The sequence below is a fragment of the Pseudoalteromonas sp. APM04 genome (assembly GCF_022809815.1).
In the GTDB taxonomy this organism is placed as follows: Bacteria; Pseudomonadota; Gammaproteobacteria; order Enterobacterales; family Alteromonadaceae; genus Pseudoalteromonas; species Pseudoalteromonas marina.
This window is the reverse complement of record NZ_CP094441.1, coordinates 734,923-746,204: the sequence shown is the minus strand read 5'-3', so window position 1 is coordinate 746,204 and position 11,282 is coordinate 734,923. Positions and strand designations below refer to the sequence as shown.

Annotated in this window: 14 protein-coding genes; 6 read left to right on the top strand and 8 right to left on the bottom strand. The window is 38.2% G+C overall.

Annotated features, from left to right (window positions below; translation table 11 throughout):
* Positions 1 to 239: 239 nt before the first annotated feature.
* Positions 240 to 647 (bottom strand): HEAT repeat domain-containing protein, encoded by a 408-nt coding sequence (locus MTP24_RS03525; RefSeq protein WP_243532797.1) that lies wholly within the window; start codon positions 645 to 647, stop codon positions 240 to 242.
* 390 nt (positions 648 to 1,037) lie between these two features.
* On the opposite strand from MTP24_RS03525, the gene MTP24_RS03520 reads away from it, so the two are divergent.
* Together MTP24_RS03520 and MTP24_RS03515 are read left to right on the top strand one after the other, a co-directional pair.
* Complete coding sequence (locus MTP24_RS03520) at positions 1,038 to 1,520, top strand: hypothetical protein (protein ID WP_075169761.1); 483 nt, start codon at positions 1,038 to 1,040, stop codon at positions 1,518 to 1,520.
* Positions 1,513 to 1,716, top strand: coding sequence for a helix-turn-helix transcriptional regulator (locus tag MTP24_RS03515; protein ID WP_008130424.1), 204 nt, complete (start codon positions 1,513 to 1,515; stop codon positions 1,714 to 1,716). Before MTP24_RS03520 ends, MTP24_RS03515 begins: the two co-directional genes overlap by 8 nt.
* 393 nt (positions 1,717 to 2,109) lie before the next feature.
* Here the strand turns inward: MTP24_RS03515 and MTP24_RS03510 are convergent, their stop codons facing one another.
* Both MTP24_RS03510 and MTP24_RS03505 read right to left on the bottom strand, forming a co-directional pair.
* Positions 2,110 to 2,331, bottom strand: coding sequence for a hypothetical protein (locus tag MTP24_RS03510; RefSeq protein WP_243532795.1), 222 nt, complete (start codon positions 2,329 to 2,331; stop codon positions 2,110 to 2,112).
* 130 nt (positions 2,332 to 2,461) lie between these two features.
* Positions 2,462 to 2,899 (bottom strand): hypothetical protein, encoded by a 438-nt coding sequence (locus tag MTP24_RS03505; RefSeq protein ID WP_243532793.1) that lies wholly within the window; start codon positions 2,897 to 2,899, stop codon positions 2,462 to 2,464.
* 350 nt (positions 2,900 to 3,249) lie between these two features.
* Here MTP24_RS03505 and MTP24_RS03500 point away from each other — a divergent pair, with 350 nt between their 5' ends.
* Positions 3,250 to 4,512, top strand: coding sequence for an IS110 family transposase (locus MTP24_RS03500; protein WP_243531257.1), 1,263 nt, complete (start codon positions 3,250 to 3,252; stop codon positions 4,510 to 4,512).
* 549 nt (positions 4,513 to 5,061) lie between these two features.
* Positions 5,062 to 5,226: a hypothetical protein gene (locus MTP24_RS03495; RefSeq protein ID WP_243532792.1), complete on the top strand. Its 165-nt coding sequence runs from the start codon at positions 5,062 to 5,064 to the stop codon at positions 5,224 to 5,226.
* Between the two features lie 10 nt (positions 5,227 to 5,236).
* On the opposite strand, the gene MTP24_RS03490 is transcribed toward MTP24_RS03495, so the two are convergent.
* Positions 5,237 to 6,490 (bottom strand): multifunctional CCA addition/repair protein, encoded by a 1,254-nt coding sequence (locus MTP24_RS03490; RefSeq protein WP_243532791.1) that lies wholly within the window; start codon positions 6,488 to 6,490, stop codon positions 5,237 to 5,239.
* Between the two features lie 124 nt (positions 6,491 to 6,614).
* On the opposite strand from MTP24_RS03490, the gene MTP24_RS03485 reads away from it, so the two are divergent.
* Positions 6,615 to 6,833 (top strand): hypothetical protein, encoded by a 219-nt coding sequence (locus MTP24_RS03485; RefSeq protein WP_243532790.1) that lies wholly within the window; start codon positions 6,615 to 6,617, stop codon positions 6,831 to 6,833.
* 43 nt (positions 6,834 to 6,876) lie between these two features.
* Here MTP24_RS03485 and MTP24_RS03480 read toward each other — a convergent pair whose 3' ends face one another.
* From MTP24_RS03480 to MTP24_RS03465, 4 genes are read right to left on the bottom strand one after another with little or no spacing between them, the layout of a single operon-like run.
* Positions 6,877 to 7,377, bottom strand: coding sequence for a DUF1543 domain-containing protein (locus MTP24_RS03480; RefSeq protein WP_243532789.1), 501 nt, complete (start codon positions 7,375 to 7,377; stop codon positions 6,877 to 6,879).
* Between the two features lie 18 nt (positions 7,378 to 7,395).
* Entirely contained in the window at positions 7,396 to 8,745 is a 1,350-nt protein-coding gene (locus tag MTP24_RS03475; protein WP_243532788.1) for a sigma 54-interacting transcriptional regulator, read from the bottom strand.
* Positions 8,746 to 8,747: 2 nt separating this feature from the next.
* Entirely contained in the window at positions 8,748 to 9,263 is a 516-nt protein-coding gene (locus MTP24_RS03470) for a hypothetical protein (RefSeq protein WP_243532787.1), read from the bottom strand.
* A gap of 2 nt (positions 9,264 to 9,265) precedes the next feature.
* The gene (locus MTP24_RS03465) at positions 9,266 to 10,723 is read right to left on the bottom strand and encodes a HAMP domain-containing sensor histidine kinase (protein ID WP_243532786.1); all 1,458 of its coding nucleotides are present in this window, start codon (positions 10,721 to 10,723) and stop codon (positions 9,266 to 9,268) included.
* A 309-nt stretch (positions 10,724 to 11,032) separates the two neighbouring features.
* Between MTP24_RS03465 and MTP24_RS03460 the strand changes: the two genes are divergently transcribed.
* Positions 11,033 to 11,266: a cag pathogenicity island protein Cag25 gene (locus tag MTP24_RS03460; RefSeq protein WP_039036466.1), complete on the top strand. Its 234-nt coding sequence runs from the start codon at positions 11,033 to 11,035 to the stop codon at positions 11,264 to 11,266.
* The last annotated feature ends 16 nt before the right edge of the window (positions 11,267 to 11,282 follow it).

The window sequence follows — 11,282 nt, the reverse complement described above, 5'->3', positions numbered from 1 at the left end:
CGCTCTTAACTTAGCATTAAATAGTGCGATAGATGAAGGAATTAACAACAAGGCTGAAAAACCAAAAAGTGGTGCTACAAAAAACATTAAAAACAAGCCAATAGCACCTTCTACTGAAGCGCTACTGTCAGGCGAAAGCGGAGCTAAAGCCCAAAACAAACACAAAAATTACACTATTGATGTCAATAAACCTAAAAATTGAATTGAACGCATACCTTCCTTGTTAACCCCGCTAAAAATTATGACTTTGTTAGAGCTAGTAGTTTTTCAGCTGCACGCTCACTTACGGTTTGCCACGAATCATTAACTAATATTTTTAAAACTCGCTCGGTAACCTTGCCATTATTTACCAGTGTGTTTCTGATTGACGGATCACTGTCAGTCGCAAAGGCTAGCATTAAAGATTCTGTTATTTTTCTTTTTCTTGCAACCATATCTCTAACTTTTGGATCAGGGTGCTTTGATAACACTTCGAGAACTTCGATTGGAACAGCCTTATTTTGTGCCACCCAAAATGCCATATCTGGGTATTTTTCTAGCACACATTTCCATACTTGAATGTCGGCTCCTTCATGAGCAGCGCGACAATACTCCTCTGGAATATCGCTTTCTCTTAATCTTTTAAACTCCTCCGCGCTCTCGATCATAGGTAACTATCGGCCCCCTTTTAGGTTTAACTCGTTTAAATTTATTTTATTAATAAAACAACCATATCTGAGTTCCTACTTTGGTTCAACTTGTTAATTAAACTTAGCAAAAATAAATTAAATCATTGTTTTTAAATTATATTTTTAATTTATTTTCTCTCTTGTTTTTTAAATTTTCTTTCTCATTTTTATCCAAGTATTAGCTTAGTACAGGCTCAATACTCACTTAACGCGAATTAAAAAATAAAAAAGGTTGCCTTTATGTAACCTTTGGGTATCATTGATACCTAAAGGTTACATATGGTGTGTTTAGGTATCACATGAAAACCTTAAGTGGAGTAAACACAACGCGACATTATTTGGTCGTCACTAAAAAGGGATATACAACAGATGGCAAAATCAATATCAGTACTACCAGAACAAGAACAGCAATATTTAACAATTACTGGAAAAGCCAGTATTGCTCTAGCGTTTTTCTTGTTAGCAGAGCTGCTTTCAACAGTAATCAGCAAAACCGATTCAGTTATATATTTGCTAGTAGATTTAACTTTATTTGCGAGTTTTATCTATTTTCTTGTGTTATGTACTAAATCCATGAAGTTTGCTAAGCACATATCAAAACTAGGTTTCTGGACATATAAATTTAACGACGAGTATGTGGATTATGTTAGTTCGCTCAGCCTGCGCGCTACATGTCACATTATGGTAATTGGTGGAGCATTTCTCGCATATAGTGGCGACAGTAAGTGGTTTGTGGAATTAATAGCCCCTTTTAACCCCACAGATGCACTTCAAGTATTGCTTTGCCTAGCAGCATCTACACATGGCACATTAATTTTGTGGAAACTTGGCAAGGAAGAGCTTTATGAATGAAGATTTAGATAACCATATTCACAAACTTCGATTACAGCATAAAATATCTCAGCAAGAGTTAGCGGATGCCATAGGCGTTTCTAGAAAAACCATTAGCACAGTAGAAACCGGGCGTTTTACACCGTCGGTGGTTATTGCACTAAAAATAGCGGCTCATTTTTCTGTTTCTGTTGAGCAAGTATTTACCTTGAGGTAAGCATTCTGACTCAACAACCGATGAAAATGCATTAAGCAAAAAACTAATAGCAACAAATTAGGCGCTTTTAATATAATAAGGCCTGTACTTAATAAGCCCAACAAATGTTGGGCCTATTTAATAATGCGAAGAAACAGCTCCAGGTTTACCTAATGCAAGTTTTAGGTTCTACGATATTGCTCTAACAATGAACCTAACTGCGATGGAATCACACTATGAGATTACTATGTAGTGCACCTAAATATTTTTGCCCTATGCAACTTGTTTAACAACCACATCGGCAAACAAAGTAAACTGAATTTTTATTGATTTAGAATTGACCGCACTGAATAAACCGGTAAATAAATACGCGTGCTTCCTAGCATAATTAAGACTGATATACTTTTATGTAAATTACACTTTAATCAATCTTATGTCTTTAATCATATTCACGGACATTTTTGCCCACAAAAGAATACCAATAAAACCTAAACCGAGTAATAAGTAGTGCTTAATGTTGCTTAAACTATCAGCATACATAAAGATAATAAAGCTGTACCCAAATAAAAATACCGCAAATAATGGGATGGTAATTATTGCAGCAAATATTTTAAATTTACGTGATTGACGAACCATTGTAAGTACTCCTCTTTATATGTAAGACCATCAAAGTCGACTTAAAATGGTTGGCTTAAATGAAGCAAAGCGAACAGCCCGCTGATATTTAGCCCTTGTTAAATTACTCTTTATATTTTGTTATTTCAGTTCAGACGACAATATTTTTTATATTTTTGTTAAGCGAATCTGTTTCAAATGCTATAGAAACCATTGAAAGTTTCACCACCAACTTTTTTCCCTTAAATAGAGCTAAATCGGTCCCTATTTCTGCATCATCAATGTCAGAAAGTAAAATAGTTTTATCAATTTTTTTCCAGCTCGATAACCCTTTGAGTAGGATCGATTCACTATCTATTTTGATTTCGTATTGACGAAAACTAGTTACCATCCACCAAGCAAAAATAGATGTTGTAAACAAAGCTAAAATTAACGCCGAAAGTTGTTCAATTAACGATAACGGGGTATTGCTCTCTCTAACTAACAAAAGAGCAGCTGCGTAAATCAGAAAAAATCCGATAAAGTTAAATAGTAGTAAAAATATCGATTTAAAAATAATTTGAAATACTGAACTACGAATAACAGACATAGACTCTCTATTAATTTAACGCCGTTTTAAGCGGCAAATTGTAGTTGGCTATAATGTGTGAGGAACGAACAACAGCCAACTGTAATTTGTCCGACTTGAAAACCCTTATAGTTCGACCAAGCCACTTAATTTAAAAGTAACTGACTATTATATTAAGTGGAATATGCTTCTGTTGGTTACGAATATTGAATGACGAACATCCAATGTTTTTAACAAGACGTTCGAGCCAACAGAGCACCTCGATTTCAAAACGCATACTCAGGGATTGCCGACCAAGACTATCTATAAGACCTGCGAGAAACGAGATTTAAGCACATTCCGTCCTTAACTTTAACCGTAGGCGCTATAAAATGAAAGCATATAACGTTGATAATTTTGCTGCACTCATTGGCATTGATTGGGCCGATAAAAAACATGATATTTGTGAGCATCCAACAAGCACTAATAAATATCATTACACCGTTGTTAAACACAGACCTGAAGCGTTGCATGAATGGGCTATGGATATTAAACAGCGTTATCCAGACCAGAAAATAGCGATTGTTTGCGAACTTAAAAAAGGCCCGCTTATTTATGCATTAGCTAAATACGACCACCTTACTTTATTCACCGTTAATCCTTGTGCTGTTGCTAAATATCGCCAGGCTTTTACGCCCAGTGGCGCAAAAGATGACCCATCAGATGCCTTTCTGCAAGTTGAAATTCTTAAGTTACACATGGATAAGCTCTCTGTCATTGAGCCCGAGTCAGCAGCTATGCGAACGCTGTCTCAGCTTGTTGAATATCGCCGAAGTTTAGTGCAAGACAGTGTCGATTTATCCAATAAAATAACGGCGACATTAAAGAATTATTACCCGCAGGCACTTGAATGGTTTAAAGAAAAGGACACGTATATATTCTGCGACTTCATTCAGAAATGGCCATCACTCACTGCGGTTAAAAAAGCAAGAAAACAGACCTTACTCGACTTTTTTGAGAGTCATAATTCACACTATTGCACGGTTAATAATGCACGACTAGACAGTATTAAAAATGCGATGCCATTAACTCTGGACGAAGGAGTAATTGTACCTAATCAAATGCTCGTTGAAGTGCTTATCACGCAATTTAAAGTGTTATTAAAGGGCATTGAAAAGCTCGATAAAGCAATAAAATCGGCTTATAAAGCCCAGCAGGATAAAAAGATATTTGATAGCTTACCCGGCGCAGGTCCACAACTCGCCCCACGTTTACTTGTTGCTTTTGGGAGTAATCGTGCGCGTTACAATGATGCTGCAGAACTTCAAAAGTACGCTGGTATAGCGCCTGTTATTGAGCGCAGTGGTCAAAAAATGTGGACGCATTGGCGTTATAGTTGCCCCACTTTTTTAAGGCAAACATTTGTAGAATGGGCAGGCTTTTCTATTCGTTATTCATTTTGGGCTAAAGCGTATTATGAGCAACAAAAAGCCAAGGGTAAGCCGCATAACAGCATTATTAGATCACTGGCATTTAAATGGATAAGGATTGTATTTAGGTGTTGGAAAACGAATACACCCTACGATGAATCGACGTATTTAGCAGCATTGAAACGCAGAGGCTCACCACTTTTAAAATTTGCAATTAATAGCTAAATTTTACTAGTCGTCCACCTCAGGGCGTGTTGTTATATGGTTTTATTAGGCCGTATCCGCTTAAAAAACATTGTATACGTGACTGTAAACCAATCGTAATTTACGCTAACTAATTCCCAGCCTTGTTTTCCCAGTTCTGTGCAGCGAGTTTGCAACCTAACAAATTTGGTAGTGCGAAATGTAAAAAGACCACCAACTTTTTCTACTTTATACTCAAATATATCCATATAATTCTATCCTGTGAACCATATAACAACTTTGTATCCGACATGTGTCGCTTTATAAACCTGCATATGTCCAAATATTACAATCAATCCAATGTAGCCAGCTAATAAGCGCATGTAAACAAATAGTTATATAGCATTCAAAATATTCTAAATGTAGAAATACTCCAAAATGGTAGAGATCAGTAATATTAGACAGAAAAGTAATGTGCTAATAAACAGTGAGGAAATAAACAGTCACCTTCCTTTGTAACTATTCACTTTTAATTCAGTCGCGTTCACATACTCTGGGGATATATTAACGCATTAAGCAGTAGGATTTGCCGTGACCCCATCACTTGAACGAGAAGAGCTCGACTTTATTTTTAGTTTATATAAATCTGATAAAAACGCTGAGCCAGAGGCAAACAAACTACAGCATACGCAAATAAACGACCTTCAAAAAGTACCGCGCCTTGATGAACAAGGCGTATCTCAGTACTTAATTTAATATGCACTTGTTAGCTTGTTGTACTTGGCTCATCACTTAAAAACGCTTTGATACAGTTTATTTCTGCCAGCTTTACTGCCTCGCCTATTTCTGGGCCTTTTTTGCCACTTTTAAGCGCCTCTTGCACTATGTTTTTTTTATCCATTTGCTGTAATTTACTATGAATGGCGCGCAACTTAATTGCCTGCGGGTAAGGCTTATTAACCAGTGTTTCTCCGCGGCCTTGCGCGTCACATTGGCAGGCTTGAGTAAATGCTAAAAAGCGCTCAGGGTGCACCAAACCATTTAAATTAGTGACAATTAATTTATGAATAGTTTGCGGCCTAAGCTGATCAATCGTATGGCATAAAGTGTGATTATCGCTGGTCAATACGCCAATATCACGAAAACGATTAGGTACTTTTAAACGATTACAAAATGACTCTACCACCGCTACCCCTTCGCGTTCGTGACCGCGTAAATTGCCGCGTATTTTATAGCTAAGGGCTTTACCAAAATCGTGGGTAAGCGCAGCAAAGCGGGTTTCTAAATTAAAATTTAAGTCGGCTGCACGCCTGAGCACCAACATTGTATGCACAAATACATCGCCTTCAGGGTGATGATTGGCAGGTTGTGGTACGTTTTTCATTTGTTCTATTTCAGGAAAAATGCCCAGCCCATCTAATGCTTGAAAGTAAAGCTCGGGGTACTTTTCGCCAAGCGCTTTTTCGGTTTCTAACCATACACGTTCAGGCACTAAGTGGTTAAGCTCGCCTTTATTTTTAAGCTCTCGCATTAACGCATAAGTGCTGGGATGAATTTGCCAATCGCTGCCATAACGCGCTAAAAACCGTGCAATACGCAGCACTCGCACAGGGTCTTCTACAAAGGCGTGTGTGGTGTGGCGCAGTATTTTATTTTGTAAATCGTGTTGGCCATTAAAGGGGTCAATAATTTTACCGTTTTCGTCAAGCGCCATAGAGTTTATGGTTAAGTCGCGCCTAGCGAGGTCTTCTTCAAGTGTTACGCTTGGGCTGGCGTCAACCACAAAGCCTGTATAACCCTTGCCGCTTTTTCGTTCGGTACGCCCTAGTGCGTATTCTTCTTTTGTTTTTGGGTGCAAATAAACAGGAAAGTCGCTACCTATTGGTAAAAAGCCAAGCGACTCCATGGTGCTGGGCGTTTCGCCAATAACCACATAATCGTTATCTTTTGATGCAATGTTTAGCAGTTTATCGCGTACTGCTCCACCGACTAGGTAAACGTTTTTTAAGCTACTTTCCACGTTGTTTCCACACTAATTTACAAACTTCATTTATAGCAATCATATCATTAAAAGCGTTGTGGTTTGCCAAGCATATGCAAGCTCATTACAATAGCGCATCATTTTTTGTTTAAGCTGTTATTCAATGAAAAATCATTCATCAAAAAAAGAGCTCATGCTGCTGCCAATTTTACTCGTCGTTATTGTTATGTGTGTGGCGGGGCACTTTTTATTGCAAGCTAACTTTCAAGACAGCAACATGGTTGAGTATATGTTAGCAGCCTTGCCGTTTGCTATGTTTAGCTTAGTTATTGTGGCTTTTAAGCTGGCATCAAACAGTGAAAAAAATGAGCAAGAAAAATAGCGGCTTAAGATAGCTTTATTATTCAGTGTTCAGATTACTTAACTTATAAAACATGGTAACCAAACCAATCCGGTTTTATAGGTTGTGAAAGCCCACTTGGGCTAAGTTTTATTGTTAATTGGCTGTCGAGTAAATCAATTGCAAAGCAATCGTCTACGTCGTGTAAGTCGTCTTTATGAATATGGCTCAGGCCTGCTAATAAATCATGTTTAGCACGCTGCTTTGCCTCTTCACTGCTGCTTGCTACATATAATGCAAAGTCGTGTTGCTCTGCCATTGAGTCGCTTCTGTAAGCGCCTAAGTTTACAAAATAAAGCTGTTTATTTTGTTCAACATCCCCCTCTACCACTTCTACTTTGTAACCATCAATATTGTTAACAGCCATAAAACTATCCATGTGTACGCTGTTTTTGTCGCCAACCCATTGGCTTTTTAATTTGGTGTAGGTTTGCTCTATGTTTTGCCCAACTACAAAGCGAATGTCGTGCATTTCTATGTGGCAGCCTTGAATTCGCCCGCCTAAATACACCATAAATAACTGCATGAGGATTCCTTTAATTTTTTACGCCAAAGTATCAACGTCAATATTATGTTTTTTAATGAGTTTATAAAAGTCTGAACGATTACGCTTAGCAAGCTTGGCGCCTTCTGCTACGTTGCCGCCTGCCATTTTTAGCGTATTAATAACGTAATCACGTTCAAACTCTTTTTTAGCGTCGTTTAATGAGAGTGGCTCTACACTTTTTTCGTTGCTATCGAGTGCTGCTAATACTAAATGCGCTGAAATAACCTCACCGGGTGTTAAGGCTACCACTTGTTCAACAACATTTTGTAACTGACGAATATTTCCCGGCCAATCATAACGTACCAATGCGTGCATAGCATCATTGGCAAAATGTTTTTCATTTTGGTTCATTCGTTTAGCGATACTTGCGCTAAAGTATTGGGCTAGTAGGCTTATGTCTTCACGGCGTTCACACAGTGGTGGTAATTTTAAATTAACTACATTTAGGCGGTAGTACAAATCTTCTCTAAACTGCTGGTTTTTTATGGCTTCGGGCAAGTTTTTGTGAGTTGCCGATACAATACGCACATCAATTGAGATCTCCTCTTGAAAACCCACTGGGCGAATGGTTTTTTCTTGCAGTACACGCAGTAACTTTACTTGTAAGTTAAGGGGCATATCGCCAATTTCATCTAAAAATAATGTACCGCCCTGCGCTTGCTGAAATAAACCTTGGTGGTCTTTTACAGCACCAGTAAACGCTCCTTTTTTATGGCCAAATAATTCAGACTCTAAAAGCTCCCCTGGTACAGCACCACAATTTATAGCCACAAAGGGCCCGTTACTTACTTGGCTATGCTGATGAATAGCCTGCGCTAATAACTCCTTACCCGTTCCACTAGCACCCGAAATAAGCACATTAACGTGAGTAGGCCCAAGTAACTTAACTTGTTCAAGCAAGTGCAACATGGCACCACTGCGCGTTACTATATTACTTTTTGATGGGGCTTCATCGGTATTTACACCGTGAATGTCTATTGCATTTACAAGGCTATCAAATAGCTCGTCTTTATCGACCGGTTTAGTAATGAAGGCAAAAATGCCTTGTTTAGTGGCTTCAACCGCATCGGGAATAGAGCCATGCGCTGTCATCATAATTACCGGTAATGCAGGGTATCGGCTTTGCAGTTGACGATGCAGCGCCATGCCGTCCATTTCATCCATTCGTAAGTCGGTAATTACGGCATCAAACACGTGGCTTTTTAAAATTTGTAGCGCTGCTAAGCCACTTTCACAAGTTGTTACTTGATAGCCTTTTGATTCAATACGAATAGCAAGTAACTTTAATAAACTTGCATCGTCATCAACTAATAACACTTTTGCTGTGTGCGGACTATTTGTGGCCATGGTTACTGCTCCTTGGTATCTTCGCGAAGTAATAGCTGCTGCTCTATATCTGCCAGCGACGACAGGGTTTTCTGCATTTTGTTATTAAGTGCTTGTTGCTCTTTTTGAGCATTTATTTGTAAGGTAATCTGCTGTTTTTGAAGCCATAAATACTGCTTTATATCGTCAGGCCAAAAATAGGCTAGGTCGAGTTTGAGTAACTTGGTCATTACTGTATTTGGGTCGGTACTTACTTTTAAGCACATAAATTTAAAAAATGCTTTTAGCTCATTTTCACCTTTAAATGATCGCTTTGTTGGTGGCAATGTAAACCCACCACATTGATTTGCATGAAGCGCTATAACCCGCTCAGCAGAGGGATAAACAGGGGCTAATTTAGGCATTGCCTTAGGGCTAGGAGATACGTTTTTGGTATTTGATGTTTTATTAGCGCCCTGCGCTTGCGTGCCATTATTAAGCTCACAACCCGATACAATTAGGCTACCTGCAAGCACACATAAAATAGTGAGTATGCGCATTGTTAATTAACTCCTAAATTTTTACTGATTGGTATTTTTATTAAAAAACGGCAACCGTGTGGTTTATTTTTCTCAACACTTAATGTGCCTTGTAGCTGCTCAACCGTTTCTTTTACAATTGTTAGGCCCAAACCACTGCCTTGTAAGGTAATGCTTTGGTCATGTTTACCTTGATAAAACGCACTAAAAATATGGTTTATTTCGTGCTCTTTAATGCCACAGCCATTATCGGCCACAACCAAACACAGCTGATGTTGCTCGCATTTTAAATTTACAGTCACACCTTGGTTATCATCAGAAAATTTTAAGCTATTTGAAATTAACTGAATTAGCATCATTTCTATTAGTTCATTAGGAAGCGCAAGGACAGTGCTTGAAACAGAGTTTTGCCACTGAATACGTTGCTTTCGAGCCGTTAGACGATGCTCAAAATGGCCATTAATTTTTTTAATTAAATGATCAATATTAACCTCGCTTGAGTTGTTTATCGTTGCTCTAATAGCGTTATAACTTAGTAGGCTGTCTATCATCATGCGAAGGCGCACCATAGATTGAGTTATAAGGGAAAGCACTGCTTTTTGTTCGTCATTAATGGGGCCAACAATTTCATCTGTTAGTAAATCGGTTCCTTCAACCATAGAAGCAAGCGGTGTTTTAAGCTCGTGTGTTACGTGGCGTAAAAACGTATCTTTTTGTTGCTCAAGCATATGCAGCTGAGTTTGTACCCACTGTAGTTTTTCTCCAAGTTCGACTAACTCTGACGAGCCTTTTACCGCTATTTTTTGCTGCCAATCCCCTTGCCCTAGCTTATCAATAACCCTAGTTAATCCCTTTAAGCGCCCACTTATACGCCATAAAAATCCACCACCAACCAATAAAGTAAGTGGAATAAGTGCCACCAGCCAATTTATAAACGACGTTTGTAGGCTAGCTAGCTCGTTTTGATTAAGGGTTATTTGCGCTTCGTTTTTATTTTTAAGCCACACTGTAAGCGCTGTTATTAACTCGCTTACAGGTACAAATAGCGCTGCATCTTGCTTTTTTTGATCAACAAGTTGCTGGTGTGCTGTTTGTAAAACATTTAATAGCTGTGCCCATTGGCGTGTGTAATCTGGGTTTGTATTAATGTGTTTAAGGTCGTTTATGCTTTGTACTGAAGATTGCCATTTATCAACTATGAGGGTGTCGAGCGCTTCACTTTTTAATACCCAGTTTTGTCTTGTTGCGCGCTCAAGACTGTTAAGGTCTTGCTTTAAGCTAGCGAACGATTTTGTAAGCTGATAATTATTACTTACAATTTGTTGAGTGGTTGCTAGCTGCTTGTTTAACGCATTTAAAAACACAATGACCACAATAGACAGTGGCAATAACGACAGCAGCATACTTAACGCAAACTGCCCTATTAAATTAGGGCGCCAATTAAGCATTGCATTGTAATGTTTAGTAAACGTTGCAGCCATTGCAGAAAACTCTATCAGTAAATAACTCGCCTATTATTATCAATACCGCCTATACACATGCTGAACCATATTAATATTCACTCGCTATAGTGTTGCTAAATAGCAACATTGCAACCTATTGATTTAGTTAACATCATAAAAAACACCTCAAACTCTGTTGCTGTACTCATACAAAATTACACACATAAAGTGTAATTTTTACCTCCCCTTTCAAGCAATAAAACGTAAATCATTGAAAATAAACAAAAACAAAACATGGCACCCTTTTTGTTAATAGGTATGACAAATGAATTTAATAAGGAAATACTCATGAGAGCAAAAGCTTTGGTTTTTTCAACATTACTTGCATTAGGTTTAGTTAATACAGACGCATATGCTATGGACGTTGAGGCTACGTTTGATGCGCTAGATAAGGATAATAACGGCTTGTTAAGCGAAGCCGAGGCCCAAATGGATGCTGTGCTTAAGGAAAACTTTGCACAAATAGACACAGACCAAAGTGGCCAACTGTCGCTAAATGAATTTAGTAAATTTATTCAATAATTCAACTTCAAAAGGA